Raw genomic sequence first — 21,193 nt, 5'->3', positions numbered from 1 at the left:
CACTTTTTAGAGTTACTATCAGTTTAACAAGGATGATGATCATAAAAAAGATGTTCCTGATCCCTTATCCACGTAAAGTGATTAATCTTTGAATGATAACCCGCCTGTCTCCAAAGCAGCCCTAAGTTTAGGTAAAGAAGCTGGTCCCATACCGTGAAATTTCAAAATCTCTTTTTCACTATATGTTGAGAGCTGTTGTAAAGAGGTTACCCCATTGTATTCCAATGCACGTCTGGCAGGTGCCGAGAGAACTGAAAGAAATCCGGTGTCCGGTTTTCGTTCCTGCTCACATATAGGGCAGGTCGGACAATCGCTGGATTTATAGTATTTGTGTCCCTTTTCGCAAGTCCTCATATTCTTCTTTGAAGTTGTCATTGTCAACTTCCCCTTTTCTGAAGATTTTTAATCCGAACATAAAAAGTTCACACTTCACAATGAAGCAATCATTTTAATCCATTTTATCATCTCTTGTTAAAACTGAACTGCCCTTTTGGTTTCATTGGAAAAGGGCTGCCGCAGCAACCCTTTGTAAAAACCCAAAGTGAATGATAGATTAACCCACTTTATCTTCCTTAGCCTCTGCCTGAGCATTGGCTTGTACACGCTTGTCTATTCCAAAAGCGAAATAACTAATTACAACGATAGCCAGAAAACCTACTCCAACCATAAGTGATATGCGTGTGTCATCATTAAACCACATACCGATTAATACCATGACCAAGAAAGCGATGGTCAGGTAGTTTGTAACAGGTGCAAAAGGCATCTTGAATGGATGATTGTGCATTTCAGCTTTTTTGACTTTCCTGAATTTAATTTGACTGATCAGAATGACAAACCATGGAATCATTCCAGGAAGTACACTCGCACTGTATACATGCACAAATAAATTTTCTGGTGCAATATAACTTAATACAACCCCAAGTGCTAACCCGACTATCACTCCAAAAGTACCGAATAAAGGAACACCGCTATTAGATACTTTAGCAAAGAATTTTGGTGCTTGTCCATTCATCCCTAATGTGTAAAGCATGCGTCCAGCACTGTAAATACCACTATTGCAGCCAGACATAGCAGCCGTGATTACGACAAAATTAATGATTCCAGCTGCTGCCGTGATACCAACCTTCGCAAAAGTCGCAACAAATGGACTGCCAATCGCGCTTAATTGATCCCAAGGGTAAACGGTTACAATAATGAAAATTGCACCGATATAGAAGATTAAAATACGCCAAATGGTACTTTGAATCGCTTTCGTTATCGTTTCTTGCGGATTCTTTGCTTCACCAGCTGTAATCCCAATTAATTCTACACCTTGATAAGCGGCAACCACCAGTGAAAGAGCAAAGAAGAAGCCCTTCCAGCCACCTGTAAATAAACCGCCATGCTCCCAAAGATTCGATAATCCTAAGGCTTCCCCTCCGTTACCTAATCCAAAGAAGATAAGTCCAAAACCTGCAACGATCATTAAAATGATTGTCACGATTTTAATCAATGCAAACCAAAATTCAATTTCCCCAAAGGATTTAACGGAAATTAAGTTCGCTGCTCCAAGAATCACCATTGCGATTAAACCTGGAATCCAAGCAGGGAGATCAGGGAACCAATACTGCATGTACGTCCCCACTGCAATAATTTCTGCCATCCCGACAATAACCCATTGGAACCAGTTACTCCATGCTGTCATATACCCAGCCAATGGATGAATGTACTTATAACCAAATGTCGCAAATGAACCTGTACTTGGCTCCAAATACAACATTTCCCCCATTGCGCGCATGATCAAGAATATAAAAAGCCCAGATATCGCATAAGCTAACATTACAGACGGGCCTGTCCATTGGATCGTGCTGGCTGAACCCATAAATAAACCGACACCAATCGTTCCGCCCAAAGCGATCATCTGAATATGACGACCTTTCAACTCCCTATTCAAATCTTTGTTTGCCATTCCATTTCCCCCTACACTACTAATAGTCGAAATTTTTTCAAGATGCTTAATACACTCCCTATTCAGTATAGAAATGATATAGCAGGCTCCACTTTTTTTATCTTTCTTAAAGCTGCCTCATAAAATCATTCTTCACTCTTAAGCATTCTGACAGTTGGAAAGATTACCATAAAATTTCATGTTATTTCTTAATTCTGTTCAAGGTTTCATAGAAAGCGCTTACTTTTTAACGTTTATAAAAGCTCACCCCTTAAGCATTAAAATTCCCCTGTATAAAGTAACCCGAATAAAAGAGTATTGCAACTCTTTTATTCGGCTGGCAGGTTTATTATGCTGTTACTAAAAGGGACTTTATTCTCAGCTTTAACAACATATCATTCGTCATTTTCTCCAAATCATATTCCGACTTGAATCCCCACTCTTCCTTCGCACAAGTTGAATCAATTGTATTTGGCCAACTGTCTGCAATGGATTGTCTTACAGGATCGACTTCATAATTCATGACAAATTCCGGAATATGCTTTTTAATTTCGGCTGCAATTTGCTCCGGATCAAAGCTCATGGCAGAAACATTGAAAGAATTCCGATGTTTCAATTTTGAGGCATCTGCCTCCATTAATGTAATGATGGCTGCTAAAGCGTCCGGCATATACATCATATCCATATACGTTCCCTTATCAATGTAAGAAGTATATCGCTTGTTTTTAATCGCTTCATAGTAAATTTCAACTGCATAGTCGGTAGTTCCGCCGCCAGGAGGTGTCGCATACGAAATCAGTCCCGGAAATCGAAGACCTCTCGTATCAACCCCAAATTTATGATGATAATAATCACATAATAATTCTCCGGATACTTTGTTCACGCCGTACATCGTGTTCGGCCGTTGAATGATGTCTTGCGGTGTCCAATCTTTAGGAGTGGTTGGACCAAAGGCACCAATGGAACTAGGCGTAAATAATTGGCAATCGAGTTCTCTTGCAGATTCCAAAGCATTGACCAATCCGCCCATGTTTAAATGCCAAGCTAAAAGCGGCTTCTTTTCAGCTGTTGCCGACAATAAAGCGGCTAAATGTATAATCGTATCCACTTCATGTTTTTTTGCCATGTTATACATCGCTTTTTCATCTGTAACATCCAATATCTCAAATGGACCCGATTGAGCAACATCGCTGTCCGTTTTTCGAATATCTGTTGCAATGATATTGTCAGCTCCATAAATCTCTCTCATTTTCAGCGTCAATTCTGAACCAATTTGACCTAAAGCCCCCGTTACCAAGACCTTTTTCATCAAAAATCCCTCCCCATGTTTTAAACTCTGAAACAAGCAATCTCTTATATGATCGACATCTCTTTTCCTACTTTTCCATAAATGGCAATTGCACGATCCAGCATCTCTTTTGTATGAGCAGCAGTAGGCATATTCCTCACTCTTCCTGTTCCTTTTGGAACGGTAGGGAATACGATGGATTTAGCATACACACCTTCTTCATTCAGCCTTTTGCTGAATTGCTGCGTTTTTGCTTCATCACCTATAATGCAAGGCGTAATCGGTGTTTCGCTCTCCCCGATATCAAACCCTAATTCTTTTAGGCCTTTTTTCAAATAATCGCTGTTTTCCCACAGCTTATTTTGAAGTTCTGAGCTATTCATCAAAATATCGATGGCTTCTATACTAGCTGCAACTGCTCCCGGTGTGGCAGCCGTTGAAAATAAAAATGGACGGCTTCTCACTTTTAACCAATCAATCAAATCTTTCTTTCCTGCTACATAGCCTCCAACAACACCAATGGCTTTGGATAATGTACCAATTTGGAAATCCACTTTATCCGATAATCCAAAATGTTTTACCGTTCCTGCACCATTACCTAATACACCTGAACCATGCGCATCATCAACATACGTAATTAAATCGAACTCTTCAGCTATCTTCACAATTTCAGGAAGCTTGGCAATATCCCCATCCATCGAGAAAACCCCATCGGTGATAATCATGATCTTGTTATACAATCCGGACTCCTTTGCTTGACGTGCTTTTGTCCGTAAATCGTCCATGTCGGAATGGATAAAAGGAATAATTTTCGCCTTGGATAATCGGCAACCATCAATGATTGAAGCATGATTCAGTTCATCTGAAAGAATGGCATCGTGTTTATCCATTACTCCTGAAATCGCTGCCATATTACAGTTAAATCCAGATTGATAAGCAATGGCTGCTTCTGTATGTTTAAACTCGGCAAGCTTTTCTTCTAATTTGACATGAATATCTAACGTTCCGTTGATCGTACGAACGGCACCGGCACCGACACCATATGTTTTAGTCGCTTCTATGCAAGCCTCTATTAATCGTCTATCTGTTGCTAAACCTAAATAATTATTGGATGATAAATTAATTAGCTCTCTGCCTGCAATGGTGATTACCGGACCGTTTGGACCTTCCACCGGATCAATAACGTTGTAAAGCCCCTTTTCTTTTAAATCTTCCAAATTTTCTTTCAAAAATTTATTTAATATTTCACTTGACATTTAATATACCCCCTCATTGATGGTTGGAATAAATGCAGGATCTTTATATGTTTTACCCCTATTTAAAAAAACATTGTATTTTTTCCCTTTTTTCCAAAAATACACGTGTCTTCTCCATAAACACACTCAACATTAACGTAAATCCCTTTATACTAAGTGTTATTACAATCATAATAATTGATAATTTTAATGTTGTCCATATTGTGTGGACAAAAAAATTTGAATTTTTGTAGTTTTTACAATCAGCATTCGCCTGAAATGCGTTTATATCAATGGAATTACGAAGAGAATTTCATCAATTTTCCAATGTAACCGATGTTTTATCTACTGGTTTTTTGGAGACATTAACCATTAACCTAATTAAGGAGTGGTATTGTGAAAACGGAAAATGAAAAGACCTCAGAAGGCCTAAATGAGATTTTTGAGATTATCAATGCAAAAGGTGACATTGGTGAATTAAAAGAAATCGTCCAAAAATCTGATGAACAAACAAATGAAGTCAACCAAGGGGATTGATTATCCTCTTTCAGTTTTGTCGAAAAAGGGATTCCGGAATGGTCTCTTGTCGAATCCCTTCCACGATTTTACCGAAGTGATTTCACCACTTTTTAAAACAATACTTGGTGCCCCCTTCCAGATGAGACTTGGCAGATAGTCGGCGGAAAGGGAGCGAATTTCTTAAACTTTTTTAAAGAAAAAACTGAAATTGTCTATGGTCTGCAAGGGCATTAATTATCCTCTTTTTTGTCTGTTTTACATTGTACTAATGGACGTTAAAGTCCATTACAACAATAAAAAAAGAGCTGCTGATCAGCTCCGGATATTGCCGTAACTTACACGTAAAAAGTAAATCAAAAAACAAAAAAGTTATGCACATTCAGAAGGGAAATTTGAAGAATAAGGATTTTTCCTTTTTCCTTTCCCCCACCTTGTGCACAACTTTATATAGTTAAAAATTATTGATTCATCTTTTTCATTCTGTGAAGTAAAGGACCATCTGAATGATTATTTTCCCCTATTACAAAATCCGTCATATAGTAGGTCAAATATTGTCCATAATGATTATTCGTTTTTAACAATAACTCATCTACATAATAAACTCCTTTTGGGATTTGATCCATTAGCAACACCGATAAGGCAGCATATATACCGCAGGCCACTTGAAAGTATGTGGCATTGGTTTTGTATTTGGAAAAGATATCGGCATTACTTAGTACATTGTACATATAATGCTCTTTTTGTTGATAAACAATAAGGACGCCTACTAGATCTTCCCCTTCAAGTTCGTCTTTAAGCGGATCCAGAACCTCCATTTCATGGTCCCATAATTGAGCTACGTCATCCAGTTTCGATCGGATTAACTCCGTCGTATGGTCATTTACCTTATATAAAAAGCCGCCTTCCATATCAAACAATTTGCCCAAGGTATATACTTCTTCATGAGGCATTAAACAACCGTAAAACTGCTTGTCCCCTAAAGTGACTTTGAAATCCACATCATAAACATTTTCATATAAAAAGAGCGGCGTATGGTGATTCATAAACATCGGGTAGCTTGATATGGCCTCATCCAGAAAGCCTTCTGGCGACCAAGTTGTATAAATGACGTCCTTTTTTGCCTTCGCTTTGTCCTTAAAAAAATAATTGTCATGCTCTACAATATAACAGCCAAGCGGACGTTCCTCTGAATCTTTCTTTAAAAGTTCAATGGCCATCCATTGAACCACACCTGGATTCATTCCCGACCCAATTATAGCTGTAGAATTTGAAAATCGATCTTTATGCTTTTCAAAATGCCTGAATCGTTCAATTAAAGGAAATCCATGAGATAATTCTTCCTTTTCATCGATCGTTGTTTTTTCTAAAGCGGAATTAACATAATTTACACCTAATGCGTCGCAGCATTCCAGCATTTCAACCGTATCCGCCCGTGATAGATCTATTACACAAAATGTTTTTGTGCTTTCAAGATGCTTAGTAAACCTCTTTGTATCTTTTAAATCAAGTTGATGTAATACAAAGTGATTTTTTAGCTGTGGAAATAATTCAAGATAATATTTTTCTTCTTTTTGTTTAATATCAATTAAGTGAATAATACAACTGGATATAAAAAGATGGATTGGATCCTTTTTATCAATAGCTGATTTATTCAATATGGCAAGTATTGATTTTGCTGCCCCTCCTGCACTCCCAAGAATGGTTATCACTTTTTGGTAATCATCCATTTTTACACCTCGTCCAACCTTTTATTATAAACTATGTAGTTACGGGTGAAATGCAATGGGCAACTGATGAAATGAGCAATACGTACAAGCTATCATCAATTCAAAATAATAGGAATGGTTATGAAGAAACTCCTGCATCTAAGAAGGGGTGTTACGTTTTAATATGCTTTTATCGGGTCCCTTAAAGGGAAAATAATATATATCAAAAGCTATTCCTGCATCTATTTTCATGATAAGTGCAATAATTAACAAGTAGAGATATCCAAAGAAATAAAGGAGAATGACTATGAATTATCAGAACATCACGATTGCCGGCAGCGGCGTTTTAGGAAGTCAGATTGCATTTCAAACCGCATTCAAAGGATTTAACGTATCAGTATATGACATCAATGATGAAGCATTGGAACGTGCAAAAGATAGGATCACTAATTTGAAGCCCTACTATAAAGAAGACATAGGAGCTGCGGAGGAAGATCTTAATGCTGCTTATGCCCGCATTTCTTTCCACAGTGATTTATCTGGGGCAGTTGCCGAAGCTGATCTTGTGATTGAAGCGATTCCGGAAGTGGTTCAAATCAAAACAGATTTTTACACAGAGTTAGGAAAAGCGGCACCTGAAAAAACAATTTTTGCCACGAACTCTTCTACATTATTACCAAGCCAATTTGCCGAAGCAACAGGCCGTCCAAAAAAATTCCTCGCTTTGCACTTCGCTAATGAAATCTGGAAAAACAATACGGCAGAAATCATGAAGCATCCTGGAACGGATAGTGAAGTTTTCGAAGAAGTGATTGATTTTGCAAAAGCGATTGGAATGGTTCCTCTGCCTTTACATAAAGAACAGCCAGGCTATATTCTGAATTCCTTATTGGTTCCTCTTTTGGATGCTGCCCAAATGCTCTTATTAAAAGGGGTGGCTGATACGGAAACCATCGATAAAACGTGGATGGTCGCAACAGGGGGACCTCTTGGTCCATTCGCTATATTGGACGTGGTAGGAATCAATACCGCTTATAATATTTCACTTGCAAAAGCGAAAGCGACAGGTGATCCAGAGATTGAAAAGCTGGCTAACTTATTGAAAACAGAATATATCGATAAAGGGAAAATCGGAAGAGAAGCAGGAGAAGGCTTCTATAAATATCCAAACCCCAATTTCGCAAAAACAGACTTTTTAAAATGTTAATGATTCAGAAGGTGCCTTGAGAGTGCCTTCTTTTTTTACTATTTCGCACTTTATATCCCTTCAATATCGTCATAAGAAAAAGACCATGAAATCGTGAAAAGTACTTTTCACGATTTCATGGTCTGATTCATAATGTAGATGTTACAGTGTTATCCCCTATATCTCAAAGTTAATCCTTTTAAGAAATTCCTCGCGTATCGATCTCCGCACTCTTTATAATTCCTATGACCCACTTTTCTTAGTATAGCGCTTAATTCCCCTTTGGTTATCATGACTCCTGCTTCTTCCAAAATTTCGATCATATCCTCACTGGTTAATGTTAATGCTATTTTCAGTTTCTTCAAGAGGATATTATTCACACTTTCCTTAATCTTTACAGCCGGTGCCTGACTTTGAGGCTGACCAGGTTTTGGCTCTTGTCTCCCTCTTTTAAAAATGATCAAACCATTTAAAAAGGACTCTAACATCATGTTATTGCAGGTTACCCCATCTTCCTCTTCATCCATATCATCATATTCTTCATATTCATCATAATAATCATCTTTTGGTTTTGTGAGCATCTGCATGACTTCTTCCATTGTCACTTCAATCTCCCCGAGTTTAAATATCTCTACCATATCTTTATTTTTAATATCAAGCGCATATCTTAATCGAATTAATATATCATGATTATGCATCCAAAAACCTCCTATGTATTTCTCTATTCACAGTACTCTCATTATTTCACAAATGGATGGAAATAAACGCAGATTAAAATCCGAGAACCTTTTACAGATTCCCGGATCACTCTGCTTATTGCTCCCATCAACATTCTTTTCCAAAGTTATCAAGTAATGCACGCACTTCATCTGTTGATTTCGTGTTCATCAATTGATTTCTTAATTCACCAGCTCCACGGAATCCTTTGACATAAATTTTGAAAAAGCGATGAAGCCCTGTGATTGAACGTGGTAGTACTTCCGCATATTGATCTTGAAGATCGAGCTGCAATCTTAAAAGATCAAGGTATTCTTTACTGCTATGCTCTTTTGGCTCTTTTTCAAAAGCAAAAGGATTTTTAAAAATTCCTCGCCCGATCATAACGCCATCAATACCATATTGTTCAGCAAGCTGCAGTCCAGTTTGACGATCAGGAATGTCTCCATTGATTGTTAGTAGCGTATTTGGTGCGATACGGTCACGTAATTTTTTGACTTCCGGAATTAGCTCCCAATGCGCATCTACTTGGCTCATTTCCTTTCTTGTACGTAAATGAATGGAAAGGTTCGCAATATCCTGTTTTAAAATTTGCGTCAGCCACTCCTCCCACTCATTTACATCATTATAGCCAAGTCGTGTTTTCACGCTGACAGGCAGTCCGCCCGCTTTTGCTGCTTGAATAAGTTCTGCCGCCACGTCTGGACGCAGAATTAGGCCACTACCTTTCCCTCTCGATGCCACATTCGGTACAGGGCAGCCCATATTAATATCGATGCCCTTAAATCCTAGCTCTGCCATGCCAACACTCATTTGACGGAAATATTCGGGATTATCCCCCCAAATATGTGCCACCATTGGCTGCTCATCATCTGTAAAAGTCAAACGGCCACGCACACTTTTCATGCCCTCTGGATGGCAATAGCTATCCGAGTTTGTAAACTCTGTGAAAAATACATCAGGTCGACCGGCTTCACTTACTACGTGACGAAAAACAACATCTGTCACATCTTCCATTGGTGCAAGTACAAAAAATGGTCGTGGTAAATCACGCCAAAAATTATCTATCATTTCAAACTCAAATCCTCTCACTATGGATACAACTTCAAACTCTCGGTCAAAAAATATAAAAGCCAAGTGCTCCACTTCTTTTACACTTATATCATGCTTAATAACTCCTTATCAAACACAAGTACATTTTGGACATTTATAATTTGTGAAAATCGGCAATGTTTATTTTAAGGAAAATCGGTCCGAATGGAATTGACGGCGGACTTTAATACCCAAAACGCATTTACAGCTCAAACCCACCAGAATTACATTATGAAGAAGAATAAAAAATAGGAGAACATGTTTTAATAGAAACATGTTCTCAGAAAATCAGTATTTTATTCAATACATGATTCCAATATATTTATCCATTTACATCAGTGTAAAAACTATATACAAAAGCAACTAGCGATTCGTTAGTTTCCTTCTTTTAGTATGAGTTGCGAGACACACTCTACATGGCTCGTCTGCGGGAACATATCCACAGGCTGTATGGCCTCAACGCGATAAGAAGTGCTCAGTTCTTGTAAGTCCTTGGCCAAAGTCGAAGGGTTGCATGATACGTACACTATGGTTTTCGGTTTTACTTTCAAGATTGTCTGCAGTAATGATTGGTCACAGCCTGATCTTGGCGGGTCGACGACAAGTACGTCCGGTTTCCAGCCTTCTTTGGTCCAGCGTGGAAGGATATTCTCGGCCTTGCCTGTTTCATAGTATACATTGTCGCGTTTATGTTTTTTGGCATTTTTCTTTGCGTCCTCGATGGATTCTTTAATGACATCCATTCCTCTGACTTCCTTGGCATTTTCAGACAGCCATAGACCAATGGTTCCTACACCGCAATAAGCGTCAACCACTTTTTCCGTGCCGGTTAAGGCTGCCGCTTTTTTCACTTCATCATATAAGCGAACAGTTTGAACGGGGTTAAGCTGGAAGAATGTACGCGCTGATAGTTCGTATGATAGGTCACCCAATGTTTCGTTGATGACTTTTTCGCCTGCCAGGTGAATCGTTTTTTCGCCAAATATCAGTGATGTGTTTCGGTTGTTGATGTTTTGAACGACCGATTTCACTTCTGGCAATTGGTCCCGAATTTGTTTTAGCAACTGATCTTTTTGTGGAATTTCCTCCGCACCTGTAACAAGGACAACCTGCACTTCACCTGTTTCAAAGCCTACCCGTGTAATGACCGTACGAATAACACCTTTTCTTTTTCTTTCGTTATATATTGAGATGTTCAGGTTCTTTAGAATCTTTTTCACTGTACGTGTTACCTTATTTGTTGCCTTATGCTGTACAAGGCAATTCGGGATATCGATCAGATTATGGGAATTCAAGCCGTAAAGGCCAGCAATCAATTTACCATCTTTTTGGCCGACTTGGTACTGACTTTTATTGCGGTAATTCCAAGGATCTTCCATACCAATCGTTTCTTTTACATTTAATGAAGAAACCGGGAATTTCGAATGGCGCTCCATCGCTTGAATGACGATATCGCGCTTTTCGATAAGCTGCTGGTCATAGCTTAAATGCTGTAACTGACATCCGCCGCATTCAGCGTAAACCGGACATGGCGCTGCAATGCGATGCGGTGATTCTTTACGGATGGTTTTTATTTTCGCCTCGGTGAAGTTTGGCTGCACCTTTGTGACCAAAGCTACAATTTCTTCACCAGGCAATGCTCCTGGGACGAAGACGACTTTCTTTTTGAAATAACCGACTCCCTCTCCATTAATGCCAAGCCGTTTAATCGTAAGGGGAAGGGTTTGATCCACTTCCAGTTTTGTATCTTGAATGTTTGTCATTTCTTTTCACTCCGTTTTTCAATGCTTCTCCACAAATAGAGGGAAGCGTAGCTTAGATATGGAGCCCATTTCTCACTATAGGACTCCATTTCTTCTTGGGTTGGCTTTTGCGGTAAGCCATATAATATTTTCAAGGCATTTTGAATGCCAATATCGGCTTTAGGAAATAGGTTCGGCCGGCCAAGTCCAAAAAGCAGGAAGTTTTCAGCCGTCCATCTACCGATACCGCGTATTTTTATTAGTGTATCCATAACCTCTTGATCGGATAGCTTTTCCATTATATCAAGGTCGAGATGGCCCTGAATGACCTGCTCGGAAAGTCCGATGACGTATTCCGCTTTCCGGCCGCTGAATTGAATGGCTCTCAATTGCTCGATTTTAAGTTGGGCGGTTGTTTCCGGCGTCGGATAAAACCAGGCACCTTCCATCTGGTAGCCGAAGGTTTTAACGAATCGTTCCGTAAGCGTATGGGCAAAGGATAAGTTCAATTGCTGATGTATGATGCATTTAACGAGGCAACTGTAGTAATCGAAGTCCAAGACTATGGCAGTACCGCGGTGCTCTTCGAAGATTTCCCGCAAATCGGATTCCCGGAAATGCCTGGAAACGCCTTCTAATGGCTGATGCCAATGAAAGACCTTTTTTAACCGTTCGATCGCTTTTGACTTGTATACCTCTGAATGACCTTTGATGATAAAAGATGGTTCATCGATATTTCCTATTGCTTGAACCTGCAAAACGATTGGTTCATTTTCTATATATAGCGGAACTTTTACCGTCCTGTTAGTGAAATCAACTACCTGAAGTGGGTCTAACGATAATCGTTCGAGAACTAGATCGAAATTATAGGGTCCTTGAACCTGTAATTTTTCTGTCCACACAAGCGATCCATCCTTTAGCAGTTTTCCACGTATTATAGCATGTTTCCTGAAATATTACTTGAAATTGAGGAGAATGGATAAAAGCGGGACCCGAATTATCTCTACAGGACCCGCTTCTCACTTTAATAAAGCATTCGGTTCGGCAACTGCTTCTCAATCATTAAATCATCGAGGCTACCGAAAGCATACCCCTGTTTTTCAAGATCCGTCAGAATCGAGTCCAAAGCATCCGCATTATCCTTCGATACGGTATGCAATAATAATATCGCACCGGGATGAATCTGCTTAAGCACTTCATCGTGTGCGAACGCGGCACCCTTTTGTTGATCAACAATCCAGTCTCTATATGCCAGTGACCAGAAGATGTGGTAATACCCTTCTTTTTTTGCGATCCTCATCGTTCTTTCATTAAATACCCCACGAGGCGGCCTTAAGTAGTTCATTTCCTTTTGCCCCGTTAATTTTTCCGTTGCTTCTTTTACCCGCTCAAGCTCCGTGCGAATCACATCGTCCGTCACGCTGGTCATATCCGGATGGTTCCATGAATGGTTTCCTACGATATGCCCCTCATTAGCCATACGGACAACAAGCTCAGGTGCCGTTTTTAAATAATGACCCGTGACAAAAAATGCTCCAGGAGCACCATGTTTCTTCAGGACATCTAAAATTTGGGCCGTATAGCCATTTTCATAACCGTTATCAAATGTTAAATAAACGACTTTTTTCTTTGTATCCCCCTTATAAATCGCTTCATATCCAGGCAGCATTTCATTGAATTTTTTACCGGCATCGGCAGGTGTCCCATTTTTTCCTTTATTGAAACCCCAGTTATAGGATTCTGCAAAAGCCGGGCTTGCCAAAGAGCATATCAAGCAAATAAAAGCGGATAAAATCACCATTTTTTTCATTGGAATATCCCCCATGTTCTTTTTTCTTATTGTTTGGAACATGGAGATTTATATGCATGATATTGTGAAGGTCGAATTGATCTCGTTGTAGGTCGATTTTTTCGCTCCGTAGGTCGAATTTCTGCCGCTTTAGGTCGAATTTTTTGCTCCGTAGGTCGATTTTTCGCTCCATGGGTCGAATTGATCTCGCCACAGATCGAATTTTCGCTCCGTGGGGCGAATTGATCTCGCCACAGGTCGGATTTTCGCTCTTGAGCCGTATAAATTTCACTCTGGATCAAATTAACGCCCCGGAGGCCGAATTAGTTCGTTAGTGTCTATAATCAGACGCAAAAAAGGGCCTCTCCTCCGAAAAGGATTGGCCCTCCATGTTTTGTTTATCCTTTAAATAGCGCTTGTGCCGCCTTCCAAATAATGGCGATAGCGAAAATGAGAACGATTACAATTCCGATTACGTCAAGGAATGTTTCAAGTCCGGAGAAAATCGTGTTTGCCACAGGAAGTTTGATGAAAGCAAAACCGGTTAGCATGGCCATAAAGAATAAGAAGTAGTTATTCTGCATGAAAATCCCCCCTTTCTCTTCTAATGTATGTGCGACCTTTCCAAAAGATTGTACTTTTTTGAGGTAATTTTCGCCTTTTTTTCATATACATTAGCAGGGGGGGAATGAAATGCTGGAATGGGTTATCACTTTAGGCTTTGTTGGTTGTCTTGGTTTAAGTGGTGGAGTGTTTGTTCATTTTGTGAAAAGTGGATTGAATTTAGAGGATGCATCAAGGATCGATCCACTGCCGGAAATAGAGGAGTAAGCTATGCAAAAGACGCTCACCGTTTGGCGAGCGTCTTTTGCATACATTTATTTAAATACTGGTTCTTTGAATTGCGCCAATTTTTCCAATGAAGATTGCTGAACGTCTTTATGCAGGCTGTTTCCATGTGAATCCATGGTTACCACGGCAGTAAATCCTTCAACATTCAGATGCCACATTGCTTCTGGAATACCAAATTCAGTGAAGTTCACACCTTCGACGGATTTGATGCAGTCTGCATAATATTGAGCAGCCCCGCCGATTGCATTTAGATAAACGCCGCCGTGCTCACTTAGTGCTTCTAGTGTTTTTGGTCCCATTCCGCCTTTACCGATAACTGCACGGATGCCGAATCGTTTCATGATATCGCCTTGGTATGGTTCTTCACGAATACTTGTTGTCGGTCCGGCAGCCTTCACATGCCATTTGCCTTCTTCGTCCTTCAGCATAACCGGTCCACAGTGATAGATGATTTGTCCATCTAGGTCGATTGGTGCAGGATTTTCAGATAAGTGCTTGTGGATGGCGTCTCGGCCTGTATACATTCTGCCGTTAATATGAACGACGTCACCAACTTTTAATTCACGGATTTGTTCTTCCGTGATTGGTGCTTGCAGGGTGATTTCACGGGAAGCTTCAACGTCCGATTCTGCAGCGGCTGCCACTTCATCCTTCGCTGCTTTTTCTGCTTCCAAAGCAAAGTCGATTTTCTCCCCTTCTTGATATAACCACTCATTGATTTCGCCTGTTTCCGGATTGACTTTCACTCCTAAACGGCGGAACGCCCAGCAGTTGTAAGCAACGGAGACGAAAAAGCTTGCCGGAATACGGTGCATGACACCGATTTTACATCCAAGCAACGTAGTTTCGCCGCCAAAGCCCATCGTGCCGATTCCCAATTCATTAGCTGTCTCCATGATGTAATCTTCAAGTTTACGAAGGTCTTCATTCGGATTCACATCTTCATTACTGCGGAAAAGTTGAGCCTTAGCCAGATCATATCCGGATGAACGGTCCCCTCCGATACCAACTCCGATGAAGCCGGCACTGCAGCCTTGTCCTTGTGCTTGGTAGACAGAGTGAAGGACACATTTACGGATTCCGTCCAAATCACGGCCCGCTTTTCCCAATCCTTCAAGCTCCATAGGCAGACTGTATTGGATGTTTTTATTTTCACAGCCGCCGCCTTTTAAGATAAGACGAACATCAATATAGTCTTTTTCCCATTGATCGAATTTAATGACAGGAAGACCTTCCCCAAGGTTATCCCCGCTATTTTCTCCCGATAAAGAGTCAACTGCGTTTGGACGAAGTTTTCCGCCCTTTGTCGCTAAGATGATCGCATTCCGGATTGCTTTTTTTATTTCAAGTTGGTTCACGCCAACTGGAGTTTTTATTTTGAAAGTCGGCAGACCAGTATCCTGACAAATCGGTGATACATTGTCGTCAGCCATTGTAATATTATTCGTGATGGTGGTCAGGCTCAATGCAGAACGAGTACCTGCATTTTCACGTTGTTTTGCACTTTTGACCGCACGACGAACATCCTTTGGAAGATTCGTTGAAGTTTCAACGATAAGACTGTACATACTTTCTTGGAATTTTTGAATATCCAAATTTCTCTTCCCCCTCTTATTTCCCCTAGATTAGATTTAATCATTTCCCTGCTTCTCTATAAATAGCGAATGATACAACACCCGTTTTATTATACATCTAACATAATCTTTCGAAAACAAGTAATTATTTTTCATAATGAAAAGCAATTTGGAGAGAAATGAGCAAACCCGCCAGAAATAACCCATGAATTAAATTTCATCACCAATCATTTCCATTAAAAAAGGATGACGCAGAATTCCCGTCATCCCTTCATGAATATTAACATTGAAAAAATCATACTATCGAAACAGATATTAATCTTCGCGGGTTTTGAATTGTTCCACTTTGCCTTCCAAATCATCTAACATGCCGATCAAACGGTCTATATCTTCCAACTCCGTATTTTCCGGTTCGATATGATCAAGAACTTCCATGAACATCGTGAGGCGTTCTTTTAAGTATGTTAATTGTTCGTTTTTACCTGTAATGGATTTTCCCATGAGGCACTCTCCTTCCGTTCTTCTTTCATCGTAACGAAATCTGCTTGAAAGTGCAATGGCAAGCTATAAATGCACTCTCCGCCATTTGACATTTTTTGTCCCCATTGTTCATAATGGGTTAGTGCATTATTACGTAAGGAGTTTTAAATATGTCAATAATCAAGCAAGATCTTTTAACACCAATTACACCCAAGTATGACCCTTGGGAAGCATATATGGACGTTGAACAATATGGAAAGCTCAGCCTTACCAATGTGGAGTTCACCACCACCACCCTTTGCAATATGCGTTGTGAGCATTGTGCCGTCGGTTACACACTTCAGCCCAAGGACCCGGATGCACTGCCACTGGAATTATTGATTCAGCGCCTCGATGAAATCCCTTTGCTTCGCTCGCTCAGCATCACTGGCGGGGAGCCGATGCTTTCAAGAAAACAAGTGAAGAATTATGTTTTGCCTCTATTGAAATATGCCCGTAGCCGCGGGGTCCGGACACAAATCAATTCCAATTTGACCCTTGACCTGGAACGGTATGAGGAAATCATTCCTTATTTGGATGTTCTGCACATTTCCCATAACTGGGGAACGATCGATGAATTCATTGATATCGGCTTTGCCATGATGGACCGAAAACCATCTCGGGAACAGCGAAAGAAATTATTCGATAAAATGATTGAAAATTCCCAGGCCCTGACCAAGGCTGGTGTGCTGGTTTCTGCAGAAACGATGCTTAATAAACGGACATTGCCGCATCTTGAGCATATTCACAGACAGATTGTCGATGAAATGGGATGTCAAAGGCACGAAATTCATCCGATGTATCCAAGCGATTTCGCTTCGGCACTTGAAACTTTATCATTGGACAAAATGCGTGAAGCGATTCATCATTTGCTTGATATCCGTGATGAAAATGTTTGGATGCTTTTCGGTACCCTGCCATTTTATCCTTGCAATAACAGTAAAGAGGATATAAAGCTGCTTCAACGCCTTTATGGTTCACATAAAGTAACTGTTCGTAATGACCCTGATGGACGTTCCCGGTTGAACATCAATATTTTTACCGGGGAAGTGATCGTGACCGATTTCGGTGACGCGCCTACATTAGGGAATATCAAAGACCAACCTTTGACCGAATCCTATGAAACATGGATGAATTCGAAACTCGCCAATGAATTGAATTGCCATTGTCCGGCAGTCAAATGCCTAGGCCCGAATGTTCTCGTCAAAAATGCATACTACCCGAAGGAGGACTTCAGGATCAGGAAGTCAACCATATGAAGAAAAAAAACTCGCCATTCCGGCGAGTTTTTTAATTTACCTGGGTTGCTGCGAGACTGTAAAGCTGAAGGAAACATGGTCCTGAACCGGTATCCATGCACCGATGCCTTGTGAAGTGATGTTCTTTATCGTAATGGTTCTTTTACTTCCTTTTAAGTTCAAATACACTTCCCCATATGTGATCTTCCCTTTTTCATTGACGGCGGAAGCATAACTGGATAAGTAACCTATCCTATTAGAAGCAACATTGTATACTTCATCTTTTTTTGTACCAGCTCCGATGATCGTTTCAAAAGCCAACGGCAAATTCGTTTTCTCAGTGGCTTTTAACAGCATCATCTTTTGAACATCCTCTGCCTTAGGGATTTTCGCTGTAAGACCGCCACTCACTGCCTTTTGACTTTCCTGGACATAACGGATCCTGTATGGAACCTCACCGCCGCGATTATCGTAGTAATTCGTATTGATTTTTTGGTACTCCCAGTTTGGCGCCGTTTCCGAAGACTCATAATTCAATGCCCAATGGCCAAGGTAAATCGTCGCCCTGTAACCAAAAGCAAGCGGAGCTTTTGCAATTGCCGATTCATTCAACATATGGATGAGTTCTGGATTTTCAATCTTGATATCCGACGAATCGATCAATTGTTCGGCCAACTTACTCGGCTGCAGCATCGGAAGATCCTGGGTTGGGTTCGGATACGTATTCTCCTTTGCAATATTCAAAACTGAAGGTGGGATTTTCACCATATTCGGATTTGCTTTGCCTTCTGGAATATCAGCTGCAAAACTTACATTCGCCTGAATAAAGGCAATTAGGCCAATCATCGTAATAAGAATAGTTCTTCTCATGCTGTCGCACTCCTTTTGAGGGGTTCAATCATTTTGTTATAGATTTTGTTTTTAGCTAACATTCTATACATTTCATTCTTATTTCGATTTTGTAATGAATTTGTAAAGTTCAGAATATTTACTTTTTTATTTAAATCGGTTATACTTATTTTACATTATAAAAAGGAGGCGAAATCGTTCATACCTATTAAACCTTCAGGAGGTATGCTTATCGAACAATCCATGACACCCTTTTAAAGGATGACAGAAAACGAATTCGCCTATACTTAAATCTAATGTAAAAGGATGGTGTGACACTCTAGAATATTTCTCAACTTTTACAAAAGCATGATGAAAAATTTTGGAATGACTTATGAATGGTAATTTACTAATATAGAAATGACTCTGCTAAATCTAACCTGAGCAGAGTCATTTTTATTTTTGAATTATATAAAAAGAAAGACCTCCCGCATCGGAAGGCCTGCATTTCTTATAATAAGTAAAATCCAATTCCCATAATGAAGTAAGCGGCCAATAAGGTAAGGCCTTCAAACCAGTTCGTTTCCCCGTCATTCGAAATCATGATCATCAGAAAGACTGCTGTAACCATTGATATCAATTCTGGCATTGTGAAAACAAGCGGCATATGAGTTGGATACATTAATGAAATAAGTACGAGTACAGGAGCTACGAACATCGCTACTTGAAGTGTGGAACCAACGGCAATTTCCACTGCGACATCCATTTTGTTTTTATAGGCCATTATGACGGCCGACGCATGCTCTGCCGCGTTACCCACGATTGCAACGATAATGACACCTATGAATAACTCCGACCATCCGAAGGTTTCCCCCACCTCGCTGAACGTATGAACAAGTTTCTCCGATACATACGCAACGGCCAATGTAGCAGCAGCAAGTATTATAATTGCCTTTTTCCTGCTCCACTCCGGTACTTCCTCTTCATGTTCCTCGGGTTTCTCCGTATGCTGATATACCCCACGGTGAGTAACCAATTTAAAGAATAATGCAGCAAGATATAATAAGATCAAAATAATGCTAATTCCTACACTTAACGACATCGTACGTGATTCACTCATATCTTGTGTGAATACTTCCGGTATGACGAAGGCTACAATAACTGCAAAAATCAATAGACCGGCATTATGCCTCGCATCGAATACATTAAATTTCTGCCGTTTGTATTTAGTCCCTCCGACAAAGAATGAAAGTCCTGCCACCAACAATAAGTTTCCTAATACGGAACCAGTTAAAGAAGCCAACACGACCCCCACAAGCCCCGCCTTTAATGAAAAGATGGATATGATCAATTCCACTGCATTTCCAAAGGTTGCATTCAAGAGACCGCCAATCCTTGGTCCCATAACGATCGCTAAGCTTTCAGTCGCACGGCCCATGAATCCTGCTAGCGCAACGATGGTTAAGCAATATACGATGAACATGATCACGCTCGGCCAATGCAATAATGACCCAATGACTGATATAGGGACGCCTAACAGGACAAGCCCAAAAAATATTTTATTCACGATACTTCTCCTCACAATCCTATAATTCCTTTATGTAACAAAAACTATCATACATAATCTTCGGGAGATGACAAAGGAAAATTTTATCATCCTCTCTCTTCTTGTCAATATTTACCCAAATTTCTATTGCTTAATCCTCTTCCTAAGATGTAACATCAAGAAGGTATACATTTCTTAGGAGACTTGATTTTATGAATAATAAATTGCTTTTTAGCGTTTTAATCTTAATTGTCGGCATATCGGGGTTTTCTCAAGGGATGCTTCTGCCGATCATTGCCATCATTTTTGAAAATGACGGAATTAGCTCATCCCTAAACGGGTTTCATGCAGCCTCGCTTTATCTTGGAATTCTGTTGATTTCTCCTTTTATGGAAGCCCCGCTCCGTAAATACGGCTATAAGCCTTTGATATTATTTGGCGGTATAACGGTCATTCTATCGCTTGCATTATTTCCTGTTTGGAAATCATTCTGGTTTTGGTTCGTCCTGCGTTTCTTCATTGGAATCGGCGATCATACACTTCACTTTGCTACCCAGACATGGATCACTGCCATTTCACCAAAAACGAAGCGCGGAAGGAATCTTGCCATTTATGGACTTTTCTTCAGTCTTGGGTTCATGGTTGGCCCGATGATGACGAAGCTTCTCGAGATTAATCAGTCTTTACCTTTCATCATCACATCCATACTTAGCCTTCTAGCTTGGTCCACTGTTTTCCTTATTGGAAATGAGCTCCCTGAACAGGATGATTCTGAAAACACATCATTCTTTGGCACACTCAAAAGGTTTACGAAAGTTAGCCGCATAGCTTGGGTCGCTTTTTTACTTCCGTTCACATTTGGCGTGCTTGAAGCATCATTGAATAGCAATTTCCCTGTATTCGCCCTGCGCTCCGGAATCGATTTAACTGCAGTATCTATCATCATCCCGGCATTTTCCGCGGGGACCCTGCTTACCCAGATTCCCTTGGGGATGATAAGTGACCGTTTTGGCCGGCGAAAGACCTTGCTGACGATACTTTTTTCCGGGTTTGCCATATTCACTCTTGCAGGGATTTATTCTTATTCAGTGCTTGGTCTATTCATTTGCTTTATGTTTGGCGGAATGATGGTTGGTTCGACTTTCTCGCTGGGAATCAGTTATATGGCAGACCTTTTGCCTCGAAACCTATTACCTGCTGGAAATTTATTATGCAGTATCTTCTTTAGCCTCGGCAGCATCAGCGGTCCGTTTTTTGGCGGCCTTGTCATTGAACATATACAAGGCGGGAATTTTTTCTATATGATCAGCATCATGCTTTTCCTTGTCTTCATTTCGTTAGCCTTGTTTAAGGAGAAAATGCCTGCTTCAGTTATTTAGTATAGTTTATTATCTGGACTACTTCTTTTATTATTCAATTTGAAAGGTATTTCTCA

The 21,193-nt window shown here is 40.2% G+C and carries 20 protein-coding genes; 5 read left to right on the top strand and 15 right to left on the bottom strand.

Translation table 11 applies throughout. The annotated features are described in order from the left end of the window. Positions 1-81: 81 nt before the first annotated feature. From ACQKMF_RS20290 to ACQKMF_RS20275, 4 genes are all read right to left on the bottom strand, one after another. Complete coding sequence (locus ACQKMF_RS20290) at positions 82-375, bottom strand: RNA polymerase alpha subunit C-terminal domain-containing protein (RefSeq protein ID WP_427574650.1); 294 nt, start codon at positions 373-375, stop codon at positions 82-84. 178 nt (positions 376-553) lie between these two features. Continuing rightward, positions 554-1,948, bottom strand: coding sequence for an amino acid permease (locus ACQKMF_RS20285; protein ID WP_101224863.1), 1,395 nt, complete (start codon positions 1,946-1,948; stop codon positions 554-556). A 328-nt stretch (positions 1,949-2,276) separates the two neighbouring features. Beyond that, positions 2,277-3,236 carry an L-threonine 3-dehydrogenase gene (locus ACQKMF_RS20280; RefSeq protein WP_427574648.1) on the bottom strand — a complete coding sequence of 320 codons (960 nt, stop codon included), beginning with the start codon at positions 3,234-3,236 and terminating at the stop codon, positions 2,277-2,279. Positions 3,237-3,280: 44 nt separating this feature from the next. Then, positions 3,281-4,471, bottom strand: a complete 1,191-nt coding sequence (locus ACQKMF_RS20275) for a glycine C-acetyltransferase (RefSeq protein ID WP_402944394.1) — start codon at positions 4,469-4,471, stop codon at positions 3,281-3,283. A 375-nt stretch (positions 4,472-4,846) separates the two neighbouring features. Between ACQKMF_RS20275 and ACQKMF_RS20270 the strand changes: the two genes are divergently transcribed. Further along, positions 4,847-4,987: a hypothetical protein gene (locus tag ACQKMF_RS20270; RefSeq protein WP_202190642.1), complete on the top strand. Its 141-nt coding sequence runs from the start codon at positions 4,847-4,849 to the stop codon at positions 4,985-4,987. A 440-nt stretch (positions 4,988-5,427) separates the two neighbouring features. Here the strand turns inward: ACQKMF_RS20270 and ACQKMF_RS20265 are convergent, their stop codons facing one another. Beyond that, positions 5,428-6,696: an S-adenosylmethionine decarboxylase related protein gene (locus ACQKMF_RS20265; RefSeq protein WP_427574646.1), complete on the bottom strand. Its 1,269-nt coding sequence runs from the start codon at positions 6,694-6,696 to the stop codon at positions 5,428-5,430. A 286-nt stretch (positions 6,697-6,982) separates the two neighbouring features. Here ACQKMF_RS20265 and ACQKMF_RS20260 point away from each other — a divergent pair, with 286 nt between their 5' ends. Further along, positions 6,983-7,882, top strand: a complete 900-nt coding sequence (locus ACQKMF_RS20260; RefSeq protein ID WP_427574644.1) for a 3-hydroxyacyl-CoA dehydrogenase — start codon at positions 6,983-6,985, stop codon at positions 7,880-7,882. Positions 7,883-8,031: 149 nt separating this feature from the next. On the opposite strand, the gene ACQKMF_RS20255 is transcribed toward ACQKMF_RS20260, so the two are convergent. The 6 genes from ACQKMF_RS20255 to ACQKMF_RS20230 all read right to left on the bottom strand — a co-directional run bounded on the left by ACQKMF_RS20255 (position 8,032) and on the right by ACQKMF_RS20230 (position 13,785). Then, positions 8,032-8,559, bottom strand: a complete 528-nt coding sequence (locus ACQKMF_RS20255; RefSeq protein ID WP_230177834.1) for a DUF1456 family protein — start codon at positions 8,557-8,559, stop codon at positions 8,032-8,034. 127 nt (positions 8,560-8,686) lie between these two features. Beyond that, the gene (locus tag ACQKMF_RS20250) at positions 8,687-9,649 is read right to left on the bottom strand and encodes a tRNA dihydrouridine synthase (protein ID WP_402944781.1); all 963 of its coding nucleotides are present in this window, start codon (positions 9,647-9,649) and stop codon (positions 8,687-8,689) included. A gap of 395 nt (positions 9,650-10,044) precedes the next feature. Further along, the gene (rlmD, locus tag ACQKMF_RS20245) at positions 10,045-11,433 is read right to left on the bottom strand and encodes a 23S rRNA (uracil(1939)-C(5))-methyltransferase RlmD (protein WP_101224869.1); all 1,389 of its coding nucleotides are present in this window, start codon (positions 11,431-11,433) and stop codon (positions 10,045-10,047) included. After that, entirely contained in the window at positions 11,430-12,314 is an 885-nt protein-coding gene (locus tag ACQKMF_RS20240) for a DNA-3-methyladenine glycosylase family protein (RefSeq protein WP_402944407.1), read from the bottom strand. Before ACQKMF_RS20240 ends, rlmD begins: the two co-directional genes overlap by 4 nt. Positions 12,315-12,436: 122 nt before the next feature. Then, complete coding sequence (pdaA, locus tag ACQKMF_RS20235; protein ID WP_427574641.1) at positions 12,437-13,222, bottom strand: delta-lactam-biosynthetic de-N-acetylase; 786 nt, start codon at positions 13,220-13,222, stop codon at positions 12,437-12,439. 377 nt (positions 13,223-13,599) lie between these two features. Beyond that, entirely contained in the window at positions 13,600-13,785 is a 186-nt protein-coding gene (locus ACQKMF_RS20230) for a hypothetical protein (RefSeq protein WP_101224872.1), read from the bottom strand. A gap of 109 nt (positions 13,786-13,894) precedes the next feature. Between ACQKMF_RS20230 and ACQKMF_RS20225 the strand changes: the two genes are divergently transcribed. Then, entirely contained in the window at positions 13,895-14,032 is a 138-nt protein-coding gene (locus ACQKMF_RS20225; protein ID WP_170971547.1) for a hypothetical protein, read from the top strand. A 47-nt stretch (positions 14,033-14,079) separates the two neighbouring features. Here ACQKMF_RS20225 and ACQKMF_RS20220 read toward each other — a convergent pair whose 3' ends face one another. After that, complete coding sequence (locus tag ACQKMF_RS20220) at positions 14,080-15,648, bottom strand: fumarate hydratase (protein WP_402944413.1); 1,569 nt, start codon at positions 15,646-15,648, stop codon at positions 14,080-14,082. Between the two features lie 294 nt (positions 15,649-15,942). Continuing rightward, positions 15,943-16,128 (bottom strand): SE1561 family protein, encoded by a 186-nt coding sequence (locus ACQKMF_RS20215; protein ID WP_101224874.1) that lies wholly within the window; start codon positions 16,126-16,128, stop codon positions 15,943-15,945. A gap of 155 nt (positions 16,129-16,283) precedes the next feature. Here ACQKMF_RS20215 and yfkAB point away from each other — a divergent pair, with 155 nt between their 5' ends. Further along, positions 16,284-17,405: a radical SAM/CxCxxxxC motif protein YfkAB gene (gene yfkAB / locus ACQKMF_RS20210; RefSeq protein ID WP_402944784.1), complete on the top strand. Its 1,122-nt coding sequence runs from the start codon at positions 16,284-16,286 to the stop codon at positions 17,403-17,405. Between the two features lie 36 nt (positions 17,406-17,441). Here the strand turns inward: yfkAB and ACQKMF_RS20205 are convergent, their stop codons facing one another. Both ACQKMF_RS20205 and cax read right to left on the bottom strand, forming a co-directional pair. Further along, complete coding sequence (locus ACQKMF_RS20205; protein ID WP_402944416.1) at positions 17,442-18,254, bottom strand: YfkD famly protein; 813 nt, start codon at positions 18,252-18,254, stop codon at positions 17,442-17,444. Positions 18,255-18,723: 469 nt separating this feature from the next. After that, entirely contained in the window at positions 18,724-19,782 is a 1,059-nt protein-coding gene (gene cax, locus ACQKMF_RS20200; protein WP_101225035.1) for a calcium/proton exchanger, read from the bottom strand. Positions 19,783-19,970: 188 nt separating this feature from the next. Here cax and ACQKMF_RS20195 point away from each other — a divergent pair, with 188 nt between their 5' ends. Beyond that, positions 19,971-21,137: an MFS transporter gene (locus tag ACQKMF_RS20195; RefSeq protein WP_101224877.1), complete on the top strand. Its 1,167-nt coding sequence runs from the start codon at positions 19,971-19,973 to the stop codon at positions 21,135-21,137. Positions 21,138-21,193: the final 56 nt, after the last annotated feature.

The organism is Peribacillus sp. NPDC101480, from assembly GCF_050277335.1.
Classification (GTDB): Bacteria; Bacillota; Bacilli; order Bacillales; family DSM-1321; genus Peribacillus.
The sequence above is the reverse complement of the archived record's forward strand: the minus strand, read 5'-3'. Positions and strand labels throughout refer to the sequence as shown.